The sequence below is a fragment of the Streptomyces niger genome (assembly GCF_000718305.1).
Taxonomy (GTDB): domain Bacteria; phylum Actinomycetota; class Actinomycetes; order Streptomycetales; family Streptomycetaceae; genus Streptomyces; species Streptomyces niger.
On the sequence record NZ_JOFQ01000020.1, the window covers coordinates 49,286 to 64,667 of the forward strand.

General features: G+C 73.6%; 16 protein-coding genes. 11 read left to right on the top strand and 5 right to left on the bottom strand.

Annotation, left to right across the window (positions count from 1 at the left end):
• Positions 1–134 precede the first annotated feature (134 nt).
• Positions 135–1,118 (top strand): NADP-dependent oxidoreductase, encoded by a 984-nt coding sequence (locus tag IF20_RS29920; protein WP_234426865.1) that lies wholly within the window; start codon positions 135–137, stop codon positions 1,116–1,118.
• Between the two features lie 32 nt (positions 1,119–1,150).
• On the opposite strand, the gene IF20_RS29925 is transcribed toward IF20_RS29920, so the two are convergent.
• Positions 1,151–1,912: an MBL fold metallo-hydrolase gene (locus IF20_RS29925; RefSeq protein WP_052868503.1), complete on the bottom strand. Its 762-nt coding sequence runs from the start codon at positions 1,910–1,912 to the stop codon at positions 1,151–1,153.
• Between the two features lie 94 nt (positions 1,913–2,006).
• Positions 2,007–2,981: an NAD(P)/FAD-dependent oxidoreductase gene (locus tag IF20_RS29930; protein ID WP_052868504.1), complete on the bottom strand. Its 975-nt coding sequence runs from the start codon at positions 2,979–2,981 to the stop codon at positions 2,007–2,009.
• Between the two features lie 91 nt (positions 2,982–3,072).
• Here IF20_RS29930 and IF20_RS29935 point away from each other — a divergent pair, with 91 nt between their 5' ends.
• Entirely contained in the window at positions 3,073–3,720 is a 648-nt protein-coding gene (locus IF20_RS29935) for a maleylpyruvate isomerase N-terminal domain-containing protein (protein ID WP_052868505.1), read from the top strand.
• A 110-nt stretch (positions 3,721–3,830) separates the two neighbouring features.
• Here the strand turns inward: IF20_RS29935 and IF20_RS29940 are convergent, their stop codons facing one another.
• Complete coding sequence (locus IF20_RS29940) at positions 3,831–4,064, bottom strand: chaplin (RefSeq protein ID WP_052868506.1); 234 nt, start codon at positions 4,062–4,064, stop codon at positions 3,831–3,833.
• A gap of 300 nt (positions 4,065–4,364) precedes the next feature.
• Between IF20_RS29940 and IF20_RS29945 the strand changes: the two genes are divergently transcribed.
• The 7 genes from IF20_RS29945 (at position 4,365) to IF20_RS29975 (ending at position 11,132) form a co-directional block, all read left to right on the top strand.
• A complete protein-coding gene (locus tag IF20_RS29945; protein ID WP_052868507.1) occupies positions 4,365–4,805 on the top strand; it encodes an RrF2 family transcriptional regulator in 441 nt (146 codons plus the stop codon).
• 94 nt (positions 4,806–4,899) lie between these two features.
• On the top strand, positions 4,900–6,090 hold the full coding sequence (locus IF20_RS29950) for a globin domain-containing protein (RefSeq protein WP_052868508.1): 1,191 nt from the start codon (positions 4,900–4,902) through the stop codon (positions 6,088–6,090).
• Positions 6,091–6,319: 229 nt separating this feature from the next.
• Positions 6,320–7,441 (top strand): ROK family glucokinase, encoded by a 1,122-nt coding sequence (locus tag IF20_RS29955; RefSeq protein ID WP_052868509.1) that lies wholly within the window; start codon positions 6,320–6,322, stop codon positions 7,439–7,441.
• A gap of 20 nt (positions 7,442–7,461) precedes the next feature.
• Positions 7,462–8,109, top strand: coding sequence for a hypothetical protein (locus IF20_RS40605; protein WP_199896789.1), 648 nt, complete (start codon positions 7,462–7,464; stop codon positions 8,107–8,109).
• Positions 8,110–8,319: 210 nt separating this feature from the next.
• Positions 8,320–9,609, top strand: coding sequence for a bifunctional 3-oxoadipate enol-lactonase/4-carboxymuconolactone decarboxylase PcaDC (gene pcaDC / locus IF20_RS29965; protein ID WP_052868510.1), 1,290 nt, complete (start codon positions 8,320–8,322; stop codon positions 9,607–9,609).
• 62 nt (positions 9,610–9,671) lie between these two features.
• Complete coding sequence (locus IF20_RS29970) at positions 9,672–10,313, top strand: MBL fold metallo-hydrolase (protein ID WP_052868511.1); 642 nt, start codon at positions 9,672–9,674, stop codon at positions 10,311–10,313.
• Positions 10,314–10,352: 39 nt separating this feature from the next.
• Positions 10,353–11,132: an exodeoxyribonuclease III gene (locus IF20_RS29975; RefSeq protein ID WP_052868512.1), complete on the top strand. Its 780-nt coding sequence runs from the start codon at positions 10,353–10,355 to the stop codon at positions 11,130–11,132.
• 67 nt (positions 11,133–11,199) lie between these two features.
• Here the strand turns inward: IF20_RS29975 and IF20_RS29980 are convergent, their stop codons facing one another.
• Positions 11,200–12,990: an SGNH/GDSL hydrolase family protein gene (locus tag IF20_RS29980; protein ID WP_052868513.1), complete on the bottom strand. Its 1,791-nt coding sequence runs from the start codon at positions 12,988–12,990 to the stop codon at positions 11,200–11,202.
• A gap of 182 nt (positions 12,991–13,172) precedes the next feature.
• Between IF20_RS29980 and IF20_RS29985 the strand changes: the two genes are divergently transcribed.
• On the top strand, positions 13,173–13,595 hold the full coding sequence (locus IF20_RS29985) for a DUF6278 family protein (protein WP_052868514.1): 423 nt from the start codon (positions 13,173–13,175) through the stop codon (positions 13,593–13,595).
• 102 nt (positions 13,596–13,697) lie between these two features.
• Here the strand turns inward: IF20_RS29985 and IF20_RS29990 are convergent, their stop codons facing one another.
• Entirely contained in the window at positions 13,698–14,453 is a 756-nt protein-coding gene (locus IF20_RS29990; protein ID WP_052868515.1) for a GntR family transcriptional regulator, read from the bottom strand.
• Between the two features lie 179 nt (positions 14,454–14,632).
• Between IF20_RS29990 and IF20_RS29995 the strand changes: the two genes are divergently transcribed.
• Entirely contained in the window at positions 14,633–15,376 is a 744-nt protein-coding gene (locus IF20_RS29995) for an amino acid ABC transporter ATP-binding protein (protein ID WP_052868516.1), read from the top strand.
• Positions 15,377–15,382 lie beyond the last annotated feature (6 nt).

The following is a 15,382-nucleotide window of genomic DNA, read 5'->3' on the forward strand; positions in this document are numbered from 1 at the left end:
AAGGGGACACGGGTACCGGTGCGGCGCGCGGGGCGGCTTCCGCGGGGGCACCGGTTCCCGGCGGTAGCTTCGCGGTGCGGGCGTCCGCGCTCCGCGGCACCCGCCCCGTACCGCCCACGCACAGGAGGCCCGACATGACCAGCGCCCCGAGCGGCGAGACCACCATGCGCGCGATCACCCAGGACGCACTCGGCGGACCCGACGTGCTGCGGATGACCGAGGTGCCGCGGCCCGCGCCGCTGCCGACCGAGGTGCTCGTACGGGTGCACGCGGCGGGCGTGAACCCGGTGGACTGGAAGACCCGCCAGGGCGGCGGCATGGCGGCCGTGCTCGGCGATCCGCCGTTCACCGTGGGCTGGGACGTCTCCGGCGTGGTCGAGGAGGTCGGCTTCGGCGTGCACACCCTCGCCGTGGGCGACGAGGTGTACGGCATGCCGTGGTTCCCGCGCCAGGCCGCCGCGTACGCGGAGTACGTCACGGCCCCCTCCCGGCACTTCGCCCGCAAGCCGGCGCTGCTGGACCACGAGCACGCGGCCGCGGTGCCGCTCGCCGCGCTCACCGCCTGGCAGACGCTGGTCGACGCGGCGCAGGTGACGGCCGGCCAGCGGGTGCTGATCCACGCGGCGGCCGGCGGCGTCGGCCACTTCGCCGTGCAGTTCGCCAAGTACCTGGGCGCCCATGTCATCGGCACGGCGAGCGCGGCCAAGCACGACTGGCTGCGCGGCCTGGGCGCGGACGAACTGGTCGACTACACCGCCGTCCGGTTCGAGGAGGCGGTCAGCGACGTCGACGTCGTCATCGACCTGGTCGGCGACGACAAGGACGACACCAGCACCCGGTCGCTGGGCACCCTCCGCTCCGGCGGCCTGCTGATCGCCGTGCCCTCCGGCGTCGCGCCCGAGCTGGTGGACACCGCCCGCCAGCTGGGGCTGCGGGCGTGCGGCTTCCTCGTGGAGCCGGACGGCGCAGCGCTCACCCGGATCGCCGAGCTGATCGACGGGGGCGTGGTGAAGGCCGAGGTGGAGGACGTGCTCCCGCTGGAGCACGCGGCCGAGGCGCACCGCCGCGGCGAGGCGGGCCGCACCCGCGGCAAGCTCGTCCTGCGCGTCGCGGGCTGACGGCCGCGGGGGCGCGACCCGCGAAGGCGCGGTCAGCGCCCCGACAGCGCCAGCTCCCTGGCGTGGCGCGCCGCCGCCGCGGCCTCGCCCCGGTGCACCGGACCGTGCCCGGGCAGCACGACGTCCGCGTCCAGCTTCTCCACGATCGACAGCGACTCCAGCGCCCGCGCGCGGTCGGTGTCGAACATCCGGGGGAGCAGCTGCGGGCCACGCAGCCGCGCGGCGGTGGGGTGACCGGTGACCAGCCCGTCGCCGGTGATCACCACGCCGGCGTCCGGGAGGTGGTACGCGCAGTGCCCGCCGGTGTGCCCCGGCGTGTGCACGGGCACGGGACGGCCCGGCAGGTCCAGCGCACCGTCCCGCGGGAACGGCTGCGGGTCGGTCATCCGTACGTCCGTGAGACCGCCCGACCGTACGGCGTGCACGAGCCACGGGAGGACGCCGGGCCGCCAGGCGTTCTTCAGCACGTCGCCCACCGCCACCTGGTGCAGGAACTCGCGCCGCGCGTGCGGCACCTCCGCCGCGTGCATCAGCACCGGCACCTTGTGCTCGCGCGCGAACCGATCGGCCGAGCCGATGTGGTCGCTGTGCGCGTGGGTGATCAGGATCGCCGCCACGGCGGACGGCCGGTGCCCCAGCGCGGCCAGCGACGCCACCACCTGGTCGTGGTCGCCGGGGTAGCCGGTGTCCACCAGCGTCACGGCGTCGCCGTCCGCCATGATCACCCAGTTGGTGTTCGAGCCGTGCACCAGATACGTGCCGGTGCCGACCTGTACGAGCGCGTCGTCGCGCATCGTCCGCCCCCTCCGTGCCCTGAAGGGCCGTATGGATCTTGTGGTCGTCCCGAGCGTAGACGTCCGGTCGCGAACGGCGGAACCGGGATGCCGGTCAGCCGCGGCGCCGGTACGCGGCGACCGCGCGCCGGGTGTCCTCCTCCACCAGGTCCGAGTTGATCGCCTGGGCGGCCTGCACGCCGGCCGCCGCGGCGCCGATCACCTGGTCGCTCAGGGAGGTGACGTTGCCGGCCACCCAGACCCCGGGGACGTCCGTGGCCCCCGAGGGCGCCGCCGCGACCGAGCTGCCCACCACCTCGCCGGCCGACCGCTCCTCCGCGGCGGCCAGCCCCAGGGCCGCGAGGGCCTCGGCGCGTGCGGTGAACCGCGGCTCGACCACGAGGGCCCGGCAGGCAAGCCGCCGGCCGTCCGCCAGCCGCACGCCGGCCAGCCGGTCGTCCGCCACCTCCAGCTCAGCCACCCGGCCCGGCACCACGTCGACGGAGCGGGCGGCGAGCCGCTCGCGCTCCTCGGCGCCGGGCTCCGGCGAGCCGTGCAGCAACAGCGTCACCGTCGCGCTCCACTGGCGCCACATCAGGGCCTGCCGGGCGGCGAGCGGCCCGGTGGCCAGCACGCCGATCGCCCGGTCGCGGGCCTCCCAGCCGTGGCAGTAAGGACAGTGCAGCACGTCCCGTCCCCACCGCTCCGCGAGTCCCGGCACGTCGGGCAGCTCGTCGACGAGGCCGGTGGCCACCAGCAGCCGGCGGGCCACGACCGGCGGGCCCGACGCCAGGGAGACGCGGAAGCCGTCGGGGCACCGTTCCGCCGCCACCACCACGCCCGCTTCGATTCCGCCGCCGTAGGCGGTCACCTCCGCCCGCCCGGCCGCCAGCAGCTCGGCCGGCGGGGTGCCGTCCCGGGTCAGGAAGTTGTGGGTACGGTCGGCCATCGCGTTGCGCGGCCGGCCGTCGTCCAGCACCAGCACGGAGCGGCGCGCCCGTACGAGGGCCAGCGCACCGCTCAGTCCGGCCGCGCCACCGCCGACGACCACGACGTCGTACCGGCGTTCCGCCCGTCCGTGCTCACCCATGGTCCGACTCTCCTCCGGGCCCGCGCCGGGCACCACCTGACGGCTGGTAAAACACGTACTCCCGACGGGTGATCGTTGGTACCGTCCGGGCATGTCCGACAGCCCCGGAACACCCACCGGTCCCGTCACCGCAGCCGATGTCGAGCAGGCCGTCCGGCTGGCGGTCAGCACCCTGCGCGAGGCGGTCACCGCCGACTGGAGCGGGCCCGCCGGCACCCTGGAATGGGACTGCTGGGAGACCACCGAGCACCTCGCCGACGATCTCTTCTGCTACGCGGCCCAAGTGGGCCCGGAGAATCCGCCGGTGGACACGCACGTGCCGTTCCAGTGGGCGCAGGCGCGGCCCGGCGGCCCGGGGAACGCCTTCTTCGCGGACCGCGCGGCGGGCCCGGCCGGGCTGCTCGTGCTGCTGGAGGCCAGCGGCGCGATCCTGACGGCCGTCGTCCGCGCGGCGCCGCCGGACAGGCGCGCCTTCCACGTCTTCGGGGTGTCGGACCCCGAGGGGTTCGCGGCGATGGGGGTCGTCGAGACCCTGGTCCACGTGCACGACATCGCCGAGGGCCTGGGCCTCGGCTGGACGCCGCCGGCGGACCTGTGCGACCGGGCGCTGGCCCGGCTCTTCCCGGACGCCCCCGAGGTCCCGGACCGCTGGGCCGCGTTGCTGTGGTGCACGGGCCGTACGGAGCTGCCGGGCCTCCCGCTGCGCAAGGAATGGCGCTGGGACGGCGTGCCGCGGTGACCGTGCGGCTCCGGCACGGGGCCGGGCGCGGGCGCACCGGACGGGTCCGGACATGAGGCCGGTGCCGGCCCCGCGAGGGGACCGGCACCGGCGGTGAGTTCCGGGTTACGTCACTTGTTGTGGCACTGCCCGTTTGCGGGGTTCAGCAGCGCGACCACGTCGACGGTGGTGCCGCAGACGTTGACCGGCACGTGGACCGGTACCTGGATGGTGTCGCCGGACAGGAGACCCGGCGAGTTGTTGCTGCTTCCCTGAGCGCCCGAGTCGGCAGCGGCGGCGCCGGCGCCGCCGACGATGGCGGCAGTGGCCAGAACGGCCGCGGCTGCGGTGGTACGGATGCGCATAGCGTTCTCCTCACAGAGGGCGGAACATCAACGGCTCCCATCACAACCCAACTCGGCCACGGGGGCCCGCCGGGTTGGGCCGTAAGGGGCACACCGGTCCGAAAAAACGCCTGTGACCTGGGCGTTCGTCAACGTCCCCAACGGTGGGGCGGCCCTGCCGAGCGGCGCTGTGCCCGTTCTCCGCCCGTTCGCCGCCCGTTCTCTCCGGCCGTCCGCACGTCCGCCGCGGGGCGAAACGGTGTATTCGTCCTCACCCACCCTTAAGGCGATTCTTATATCCGTATTTGGTAGCGTACAAGGGTGCGGCTGACGAAGTTCACCGACCTGGCGCTCCGTGCCGTGATGCGTCTGGCGGTCGAAGAGGACGCGTACCCGACCACGCGTGAGGTCGCGGACGCGATGAACGTTCCGTACACCCACACGGCGAAGGCCGTCACCCGTCTCCAGCATCTCGGCGTGGTCGAGGCCCGCCGGGGCCGCGGCGGCGGGCTCGGGCTGACGAGCCTCGGCCGGCGGGCCTCGGTCGGCTGGCTGGTGCGCGAGCTGGAGGGCCCCGGCGAGGTCGTGACCTGCGAGGGTGACGCGCCCTGCCCGCTGCGCGGCGCCTGCCGGCTGCGGCGCGCGCTGCGCGCGGCGCAGGAGGCGTTCTACGCCGGCCTCGACCCGCTCACCGTGGCCGATCTGGTCTCCTCGCCGACCGGCCCCGTGCTGGTCGGCCTGGCGAGCCGCCCACCGGAGTGATCCGGGCGCGGTCCCCTGCTCCGCGGGTCCACCGCAGTGGTGCGGCCACCCGCATAGATAAATACGAATTTAAGAAGCAAGTTAAGGAGTCGCCGTGCTCTCGGAACAGTCCCGTCCCGTCGTCCGTGCCACCCTGCCCGCGGTCGGCGCGGCCATCGGTGAGATCACCGAGCTCTTCTACCGCAAGCTCTTCGCCGACCGGCCGGAACTGCTGCGCGACCTCTTCAACCGCGGGAACCAGGCCACCGGCGAGCAGCAGCAGGCCCTCGCCGGGTCGATCGCGGCCTTCGCCGGCCTGCTCCTGGAGCGCCCGGAGGCACGCCCCGACGCGCTGCTCGGCCGCATAGCTCACAAGCACGCCTCCCTCGGCATCACCTCCGAGCAGTACAAACTCGTCCACCAGCACCTTTTCGCCGCCATCGGCGAGGTGCTCGGCGACGCCGTCACCCCCGAGGTGGCCGCCGCCTGGGACGAGGTCTACTGGCTGATGGCCAACGCCCTGATCGCCACCGAGGCCCGCCTCTACCAGGAGGCCGGCGTGCCCGAGGGCTCCACCTGGCGCCCCATGGAGATCACCGAGCGGCACGAGGAGACGGCCGACGCGGTCTCCTTCCTCCTGCGGCCCGCCGACGGCGGCCCCGCCGGCCCCTTCACCCCGGGCCAGTACGTCAGCGTCCAGGTGGCGCTGCCGGACGGCGCGCGCCAGATCCGCCAGTACAGCCTGTCCGCGGCGCCCGGCGGCGCGCAGTGGCGGATCACCGTCAAGCGGGCGGCGGGCGACCCGGCGGGCGAGGTCTCCTCCTGGCTGCACGCCCACGCGCGCGCCGGTGACGTCCTCTCCGTGTCCCGGCCCTTCGGCGACGTGGTGCTGCCCGAAGGCGACGGGCCGCTGCTGCTGGCCTCCGCCGGCATCGGCACCACGCCCGTCCTGGCGATCCTCGGCCACCTCGCCGCCACCGGCGCCACCCGCCGCGTGCTCGTCCTGCACGGCGACCGCACCCCGGCCGACCACGCCCACCGCGCGGAACTGCGCGCGCTGGTCGACGCGCTCCCCGGCGCCGAGCTGCACCTCTGGTACGAGGAGCCCGGCGACGCCGCCCCCGAAGCCGCGCCGGGCCGCCCCACCGTCGCGGACCTGGCCCTGCCGGCGGACCTGACCGCCTACCTGTGCGGCCCGCTGCCCTTCCTGCGCGCCGTCCGCGGCGACCTGCTCCGCGCCGGGGTCCCCGCCGAGGCGGTGCACTACGAGGTCTTCGGCCCCGACCTCTGGCTCGGCCAGGACTGAGACCGCTGGCTCGGCCAGGACCGACGGACGCCGTCGGAGCAGGCCGCGGCGCACCGGCGGGTGCGGTTCCCGAAATCCCGGACTTTGAGAAAGCCCACAGGTCAGAGGGTTGCGGTGCGCCGTAGGGCGGCTTTGATGCACAATCGCACGGCGGGTGGGCTGCGCCTGCCCGGACGTGACCCGAGGCCAAGGCCTCCCGAGACCGCAACAGGGACGTGACGAGCCGAGCATGAGTACGTACCGGGACAGGGTGCACCGTGGATCGGCGCGGGCGACCGTGCTGCGCACGGTCGGCACCCGGGAACGCCGTTCGCACCTCAGCGCGCCCCGCGTGCCCACCGTCGGCATCGACATCGGCGGTACGAAGGTCATGGCAGGCGTGGTGGACGCCGACGGGAACATCCTGGAGAAGGTCCGCACCGAGACGCCGGACAAGTCCAAGAGCCCCAAGGTGGTCGAGGACACCATCACCGAACTGGTGCTGGACCTTTCCGACCGGCACGATGTGCACGCCGTGGGCATCGGCGCGGCCGGCTGGGTCGACGCCGACCGCAGCCGGGTCCTCTTCGCCCCGCACCTGAACTGGCGCAACGAGCCGCTGCGCGAGCGCCTCGCGGGCCGCCTCGCGGTGCCCGTCATGGTGGACAACGACGCGAACACCGCGGCCTGGGCCGAGTGGCGCTTCGGCGCCGGACGCAACGAGGACCACCTCGTGATGATCACGCTCGGTACCGGCATCGGCGGCGCGATCCTGGAGGACGGCCAGGTCAAGCGCGGCAAGTACGGCGTGGCCGGGGAGTTCGGGCACATGCAGGTGGTGCCCGCCGGCCACCGCTGCCCGTGCGGCAACCGCGGCTGCTGGGAGCAGTACAGCTCCGGCAACGCGCTGGTGCGCGAGGCCCGCGAGCTGGCCGCTGCCGACTCCCCGGTCGCGTACAACATCATCGAGCGGGTCGGCGGGCACATCCCGGACATCACCGGGCCGCTGATCACCGAGCTGGCCCGCGAGGGCGACGCGATGTGCGTCGAGCTGTTCGCCGAGATCGGCCAGTGGCTGGGCGTGGGCATCGCCAACCTCGCCGCCGCGCTCGACCCGTCCTGCTTCGTCATCGGCGGCGGCGTCAGCGCCGCGGACGACCTGCTCATCGGCCCGGCCAGGGACGCGTTCCGGCGCACCCTCACCGGGCGCGGCTACCGCCCCGAGGCCCGCATCGCACGGGCCCAGCTCGGCCCCGAGGCCGGCATGGTCGGCGCCGCCGACCTCGCTCGCCTGGTGGCCCGCCGCTTCCGCCGCGCCAACCGCCGCCGGGTCGAGCGCTACGAACGCTACGAACGGGCCGGCCGCCGATGACCGACGTGGAACAGGCTCCCGTGAGCGAGCACCCCGAGCGCCCCGACCGGGCCGAGCCCGTCGACGGCCCGGGCCCGAGGGGCCCGGCCGGCCCGTCCGGGCCCGCCGGCCCCGAGGGGCCCGGCACTCCCGAGGGCGGGACGCACGCGCCGCGACCGAGCCGGCGCCGCCGCTGGCTCACCGGGTTCGTCGTCTTCCTGCTGATCGTCATCCCGGCCGGCTACCTCGCGCTCTCCGCCGCGCAGAGCCGCGACAGCGGTCAGGAGAAGGAGGAGCGGGCCGCCATGGCGGGCCTCACCTGGCACTGGCCCTCCAAGGTGCAGCGGCGCATCTACGACGTGCGGATACCGGCCTACTCGTACCCGGTCGCCTTCTTCGAGACCAACTCCTTCAAGACCAGCTCGCTGTACGTGACGTTCCGTACCTCCCAGGCGGGCCTGGACGAGTTCCTGCGGAACTACGGGCGCACCCGCGCGGACCTGAAGAAGGACGCCGTCACGATCTCGCCGGAACAGGCGAAGCGGGTCAAGTGGGACTTCACGATCGGGGACGGCTACGCGGGCATGGTCCACAAGGAGCAGGCCCCGCGGCCCACGCAGCGGATAACGGTCGACTTCGCCGAGGACGGCCACCCCGTGGTGTACGTGGTCTCCACGACCCGCTTCTGAGGGCGCGGCCGGCCGCCGCCGACGGCCCGGACGGACGGATTCCGGTGGCGAAACTCTGATGGAGAACGCCGACCGGATCACAGTCGGACGTTCCGGGCCAGCCGGTTATGAGCCGAATCCGCCGCCATGACCGACTGTTCCGGCCGTCCCGGCGTCCGGTTGCTGACCCGGGTGTCAAAAGCGCACGGTTTGATTGGGTAGCGTGGCCGGGTGAGCGAGAAGACCCTGCAGCACCGGATCGACGGCCCCGACGACGCGCCCGTACTCGTCCTGGGCGCCTCGCTGGGCACCACATGGCACATGTGGGACCGGCAGATACCCGAACTGACCCGCCAGTGGCGCGTCATCCGCTTCGACCTGCCGGGCCACGGCGGCTCCCCCGCTTACCCCGCCGCCTCGATCGCCGAGCTCGCCGACCGGCTCGTCGCCACCCTCGACGACCTCGGCATCGACCGCTTCGGCTACGCCGGCTGCGCCATGGGCGCCGCCATCGGCGCCCAGCTCGCGCTCGCCCACCCCCAGCGCCTCTCCTCGCTCGCGCTGGTCTCCGCCTCGCCCCGCTTCGGCACCGCCGACGCCTGGCGGCAGCGCGGCGTGGTGATCCGCACCAACGGCCTGGACCCGATCGCCCGCACCGCGCCCGAACGCTGGTTCACGCCCGGCTTCGCCGCCGCCCAGCCCGCCATCATCGAGTGGGCCGTACAGATGGTGCGCACCACCGATCCCGGCTGCTACATCGCCGCCTGCGAGGCGCTCGCCGCCTTCGACATCCGAGGCGAGCTCGGCCGGATCTCCGCGCCCACCCTCGTGGTCGTCGGCTCCGAGGACCTGGTCACCCCGACCGCCGACGCCCGCACCCTGGTCGCCGGGATACAGGACGCGGCTCTCGCCCTGGTGCCCGGCACCTCCCACCTCGCCCCGGTCGAGCAGCCGGCCGCCGTCACCGAACTGCTCATCCGGCACTTCTCCACCTCCTGGCAGGACAAGCCGGCCGGGCAGGCCGCGCTCGGCGCCACCCCTCCCAAGCCGGTCCTCGACCCGGCTCCGCCGCAGCAGCCGCAGCCCCAGCCGCCGGCCGTCGCCATAGAGGCGCCCGCCGAGCAGCCGGAAATGGTGCGCACCGGCTCCTACGAAGAGGGCATGAAGGTCCGCCGCGCGGTGCTGGGCGACGCGTACGTGGACCGCGCCGCGGCCGCCGCCGACGACTTCACCGGCGACTTCCAGGACTTCCTCACCCGCGTCACCTGGGGCGAGGTGTGGACCCGCTCGGGTCTGGACCGCCGCACCCGCAGCGTCATCACGCTCACCGCGCTGGTCACCGGCGGCCACCTGCAGAACCTGGCCGTCCACGTCCGCGCCGCGCTCCGCAACGGCCTCACCCCGGCCGAGATCAAGGAAACCCTGATCCACACCGCGGTCTACAGCGGCATGCCGGCCGCCGGCGCCGCCTTCGACGTCGCCCAGCGCGTCATCCGCGAGGAGACCACGCCGGAGGACTGAGCGCCGGTGGCACGGCCCCTCGGGTCCGCCCGCCGCACAGGGCGGCGCGGCAGGATGGGGACATGGAACTCGAACTGACCAAGAAGACCCACGCCTGTGTCCGGCTGGCCAAGGACGGGCGGACGCTGGTCATCGATCCCGGTGGTTTCAGCGAGGCGGACGCGGCCGTCGGCGCGGACGCGATCCTGATCACGCACGAGCACCCGGACCACTTCGCGGAGGACCGGCTCCGGGCCGCCATGGACGCCAACCCGGCCGCCGAGATCTGGACCCTGGCCTCCGTCGCCGAGCAGATCTCGGCCGCGTTCCCCGGCCGGGTGCACACCGTCGGCGAGGGCGACGCCTTCACCGCCGCCGGCTTCGAGGTGGAGGTGCACGGACAGCTGCACGCCGTGATCCACCCGGACATCCCGCGGATCACCAACGTCGGCTACTTCGTGGACGGCACCGTCTTCCACCCCGGCGACGCGCTCACCGTCCCCGGCCGCCCGGTCGACACCCTGCTGCTGCCCGTGCACGCCCCCTGGAACAAGGTCTCCGAGGTCATCGACTACGTGCGCGAGGTCCGGCCGCGGCGCGCCATCGACGTCCACGACAGCCTGCTCCAGGAGCACGCCCGGCCGATCTACGACCGGATGATCGGCCAGCTCGGCGGCGCCGACCACGACCGCCTCACCCCAGGTCAGACCCAGTCGCTGGGCTGAGGACGGCGACTGTCGGAGGCGGACGGTAGGTTGGCACTCATGCGCATCGCGACCTGGAACGTCAATTCGATCACCGCCCGCCTTCCCCGGCTGCTGGCCTGGCTGGAGAACACCGGCACGGACGTGCTGTGCGTGCAGGAGACCAAGTGCTCCAAGGAGCAGTTCCCCTTCGACGAGCTGCGCGAGCTGGGGTACGAGGCCGCGGTGAACGCCACGGGCCGGTGGAACGGCGTGGCCATCCTCTCCAAGGCGGGCCTGGAAGACGTGGTCGAGGGCCTGCCCGGCGACCCCACGTACGACGGCGTGGCCGAGCCCCGCGCCGTCTCGGCCACCTGCGGCCCGGTCCGCGTCTGGTCGGTGTACGTCCCCAACGGCCGTGAGGTCGAGCACCCGCACTACGCCTACAAGCTCCAGTGGTTCGAGGCGCTCAAGGCGGCCGTCGCGGGCGATGCGGCGGGCAGCCGCCCGTTCGCGGTCATGGGTGACTACAACGTCGCGCCGACCGACGACGACGTCTACGACCTCGCCGCCTTCGAGGGCGCCACGCACGTCACCCCGGCCGAGCGCGCCGCCCTCGCCGACCTGCGCGGCGCCGGCCTGACCGACGTCGTACCGCGCCCCCTGAAGTACGACCACCCCTTCACGTACTGGGACTACCGCCAGCTCTGCTTCCCGAAGAACCGCGGCATGCGCATCGACCTGGTCTACGGCAACGAGCCGTTCGCCAAGGCCGTCTCGGACTCCTACGTCGACCGCGAGGAGCGCAAGGGCAAGGGCGCCTCGGACCACGCGCCGGTGGTCGTGGACCTGGACGTGTGAGCTACCGGTCGGTCCGGCCGTGTGAGCGCCGGGCGGGGCGGCCCGCATCGCCGCCCCGCCCGTCGCCTCACGGCACGAGCTTGCGCAGCTCCACCGACTCCGCGAGCGCCTTCAACCCCTCGTCACCGGGGTGCAGGTGGTCGCCGCTGTCGTAGACCGGCAGCATCCGCTGCGGCCGCTGCGGATCGCGGATCACCGCGTCGAAGTCCAGCACGGCGTCCACGGCGCCGCCGCTGTCCCGGATGAAGGCGTTGACCGCCTGCCGCCGCTGGTCGACCTCCGGGGAGCAGTCGGGGTAGCCCTCGCACGGCGCGACCGTCGCGGCCACCACCCGCAGCCCCCGCTCGTGCGCCCGCCGGGCGATGTTCCGCAGGCCCTCGATCACCTCGGCCGCCGAGGTGCCGGACCGCACGTCGTTGATGCCCTCGAAGACCACGACCGTACGGGCCGAGGTCTGCGCCAGCACGTCCCGCTCCAACCGGTGCTGGGCGCTGACCCCGCCGGTGTCGGTGCTGATCCCGTCGCCCTTGTAGCGGTCGGTGACGATACGGTTCGCCGAGATGCCGTGGTTGATCACGCCGTACTTGGGCAGCGCGGTCTGGTTCTGGAAGCGCCGCGCCAGGGTGTCCGGCCAGCGCCGGTTGGCGCCCTGCGTCGACTTCACCCCGTCGGTGATCGAGTCGCCCAGCGCCACGATCGAACCCGGCCCGCCGGTCACGTCGACGCCCGAGAGGAACGGCCAGGTGGTGAGGGTGCCGGTGTAGGCAGCCGCGCCCGCGTCGCGGGTACGGTCGCCGCTGCCGGTCGCGCTCACGTACGACCGCTGGATGGCCTCCTTGTGCACCGGGGCCGCGCCGACCGGGCCCGCGAGGTGGAAGCTCACCAGGAGGTTGGTGTCGGCGGGCACGGTGAAGCGGACCGGGTCACTGAAAGCCTGTGCCCCGGCGGGGACACGGGTCGCGCGCTTGCCGCCGAAGGTGAGCGGCACCGGCTTGCCGACCGCCTGCGCGCCGTCGCGCTGCACGGCGACGCTCGCCGCGCCGATGTCGACGGGCGTGGCCGCGAAGGTGTTCTCCAGTCGGATGCGGGCCTGCCGGCCGCCGGCGCCCGCGTGCACCACCAGCCGCAGCGTCTGGTCCCGCCACGGCCCGACCGTGGTGTAACCGGCGCTGCTGGCCGCCCAACTCCCGGTCCAGCCGGGGGTGTCGCGGCGCAGCGCCGCCGAGAAGACGTGCAGGTCACGGTCGGGCCCGGGGTCTTTCGGCAGGACGACCGAGCGCACCTGCCGGCCGGGGCGCACCGGCACGGTGACCGCGTACAGCCGGACCGCCTCCGTGCGCTGTCCGGCCGCGGAGTTGGTGTGCGGCAGCGCCACCGCCTTGGTGCTGAGCGGTCCGCTCCGCCAGTCCGGCGCGGTCAGTTCGTACGCGCTGCGCGAGCCGTCCCGGTACTGCACCGTGCCGGTGCCGGTGACGTCCCCGCCGGTCGCGGCGACCAGGAAGGTCAGCGCCGTGCCGGGGCCGGAGAGCTGGACCGCCTGACCGTCGGCGCGTACGTTGTCGGGCCTGCCGGGGGCGGTGTGTGGCCAGGTCAGCCGGGTCGCGTCGAGCTCCAGTGACCGGCCGGGCGTCCAGCCGGCCGCGGCCAGGTCCTGGGCCGAGAGGGAGTTGCCGGCGCCGTCGAAGTCGGCGCCGCCGGCTCTGGTGTCGTCGCTGACCGCGGTGTTGTCGAAGAGTCTCGCCAACGGCTGCGGAGCCGTGGCGGCTTGTGGGCCGGCGGCGGTCGCCGGGACGGCGGTCCCCGCGACCGTGAGGGCGAGAGCGAGCGGAACGGTGGTGCCCCATTGTCGTACGCGCATCAATCGTCTCCTTGGGTGGCGGGTGAGCCAGGTGAAGAGCGTGATCCGGTCGAGCCGACACGAGCGCCATGAACGTAGAGAGACGGGCGGGGGGCGTCAAGGAAGCGCGGAGTGACGACCGGATGATGCGGTCGCCGCGCGCCTGTGGCCGCTGCCCGGGTGGGAGTGGGACGCTGCACCACATGAACATGTCTTTCCTGGACAAGTGGCGCAAGCACCCCGTGGCCCCCGGCGAGGTGAACGCCGACCCCGAGGCCACCGCCGAACTGCTGTCGGAGTGCGAGCTGCTGCGTGCCCAGGCCGAGTCGGAAGGCGTGGAACTGGACGACTCCCCGGGGTCGTTGGCCGACCTGGACCAGTTGCGTCCGGTCTGGCGCGAGGACCCGGAGGTGGAGCCCTGGCTCGGCAACGACGCCGGGCTCTACCTCGGCACCGTGCTCGTGCGCACGGTGCACGGCGCCGCCTGGAAGATGTGGCCCGACGGGCAGCCCGTGGTGCGGATGCCGTCCGGGCGCGAGGTGGACGTGGTGGCCGCGGGCCTGGAATGGGCGGCCAGCGGCGCCCCCGAACTCTCCCGGCTCTACACCGAGGTCGCCGGCAGCTGAGCGGCACCGACCCGCGGCCGGTGCCCTCCGGCGGGCCCGCGGTCACCGTGACGGGCCGTCAGCACCCCGGTGGACAGCACCCCGCTACCGGACAGCGCCCCGCTAGACGAACGCGATGTCGTACGCCAGCCGCCAGCGGTCGGCCCGTACGACGATGTCCGAGGTCTCCACGGGGCGCCCGTCCGCGTCGAAGTGGGTGCGCTCGACCACCGTGACGCAGCTGCCCGGCGGGCAGCCCAGCGACTCCGCCTCGGGGCTGGAGGCGGGCCGGGAGCCGACCCGCTCCTCGGCGCGCACCACCCGGATGCCGATGGCCGCCATCCGCCCGCGCACGCCGCGGCGCGCGTAGGGCCCGCACTCGGGGAACACCACGTCCGTGCCGTCGGTGATGGCCAGCGGCTCCCAGCTGGTCGCGAGCTGCACCGGCTGGCGGTCGGCGAGGTACTCGTACTGCGAGCAGACGACCGTGTCGGCCGGCGCGATCCGCAGCCGCCGGGCCACCGGCTCCGTGGCAGGCACCGTCGTGGAGGTCGCCTCCCACGTCAACGGCGCGCCGTCCGGACACTTCGCAAGGGTGATGCTGGCGGCGAAGGGGGAGTCGACGGCGCCGGTGGAGCGCAGCAGGGTGCCCAGCGGTGCCCGGTCCGCGACGAACACCCCGCGCCCGAACTGCCCTTCCGCGTACCCCGCCGCCTTCAGCAGCCGCACTGCCCGGTCCACGGTCTGGTCGCTGGCCTCGTACGCGCGCTTCAGCTCGGCGCGGGAGGGGATCCGCGCGCCGACCGCGAGGACGCCCTCGTCGATCTGGTACCGCAGATCGTCGGCGATGCGCTGGAAGACAGGCCGGTGCTCACCCATGCCCGACAGGCTAGGTACGCAGGCGCGTTCTGTGTACCTAGGGACTGCGGGGAAATGCCGGTTCTCCGGTGGGGTGCCGCCGGGGCCGTTCCGGGCGTGTCCTCGATCGCCCGCCAGGCGTTATTTGGGGTAGTTTGCGAATTTGCCGCTGGTACGGACGAGAGTGAGCAGGGCTGCATATGGCCGGTGACGCGCTGATCGAGATGCGCAGGGTCAACAAGTACTACGGGAAACTCCACGTCCTCCAGGACATCGACCTCACCGTCGGCCGCGGCGAGGTGGTCGTCGTCATCGGCCCCTCCGGCTCCGGCAAGTCGACCCTCTGCCGCACGATCAACCGCCTCGAACCGATCCAGTCCGGCACCATCACGCTGGACGGCCGCCCACTCCCCGAGGAGGGCCGCGAGCTGGCCCGGCTGCGCGCCGAGGTCGGCATGGTCTTCCAGTCCTTCAACCTCTTCGCGCACAAGACGGTGCTGGCCAACGTGGCGCTCGCGCCGATGAAGGTGCGGAAGACCCACAAGGAGGCGGCCGAGCAGCGAGCCCGCGAACTCCTGGAGCGGGTCGGGCTCGCCGCGCACGCCGACAAGTACCCGGCCCAGCTCTCCGGCGGTCAGCAGCAGCGGGTGGCCATCGCCCGCGCGCTGGCCATGGAGCCCAAGGCGCTGCTCTTCGACGAGCCGACCTCGGCGCTGGACCCGGAGATGATCAACGAGGTGCTGGAGGTGATGCGGCAGCTCGCCCGGGAGGGCATGACGATGGTCGTGGTCACGCACGAGATGGGCTTCGCCCGCTCGGCCGCCAACCGCGTGGTCTTCATGGCGGACGGCTGCATCGTCGAGGACCGCACCCCCGAGGACTTCTTCACGGCCCCGGAGAGCGACCGCGCCAAGGACTTCCTCTCCAAGATCCTCAAGCACTGAAGCGGG

Coding starts and splice junctions, on each gene's coding strand:
- IF20_RS29920 (WP_234426865.1), top strand. CDS start 135: ATGACCAGCGCCCCGAGCGGCGAGACCACCATGCGCGCGATCACCCAG.
- IF20_RS29925 (WP_052868503.1), bottom strand. CDS start 1,912: ATGCGCGACGACGCGCTCGTACAGGTCGGCACCGGCACGTATCTGGTG.
- IF20_RS29930 (WP_052868504.1), bottom strand. CDS start 2,981: ATGGGTGAGCACGGACGGGCGGAACGCCGGTACGACGTCGTGGTCGTC.
- IF20_RS29935 (WP_052868505.1), top strand. CDS start 3,073: ATGTCCGACAGCCCCGGAACACCCACCGGTCCCGTCACCGCAGCCGAT.
- IF20_RS29940 (WP_052868506.1), bottom strand. CDS start 4,064: ATGCGCATCCGTACCACCGCAGCCGCGGCCGTTCTGGCCACTGCCGCC.
- IF20_RS29955 (WP_052868509.1), top strand. CDS start 6,320: ATGAGTACGTACCGGGACAGGGTGCACCGTGGATCGGCGCGGGCGACC.
- IF20_RS29970 (WP_052868511.1), top strand. CDS start 9,672: ATGGAACTCGAACTGACCAAGAAGACCCACGCCTGTGTCCGGCTGGCC.
- IF20_RS29975 (WP_052868512.1), top strand. CDS start 10,353: ATGCGCATCGCGACCTGGAACGTCAATTCGATCACCGCCCGCCTTCCC.
- IF20_RS29980 (WP_052868513.1), bottom strand. CDS start 12,990: ATGCGCGTACGACAATGGGGCACCACCGTTCCGCTCGCTCTCGCCCTC.
- IF20_RS29985 (WP_052868514.1), top strand. CDS start 13,173: ATGAACATGTCTTTCCTGGACAAGTGGCGCAAGCACCCCGTGGCCCCC.
- IF20_RS29990 (WP_052868515.1), bottom strand. CDS start 14,453: ATGGGTGAGCACCGGCCTGTCTTCCAGCGCATCGCCGACGATCTGCGG.
- IF20_RS29995 (WP_052868516.1), top strand. CDS start 14,633: ATGGCCGGTGACGCGCTGATCGAGATGCGCAGGGTCAACAAGTACTAC.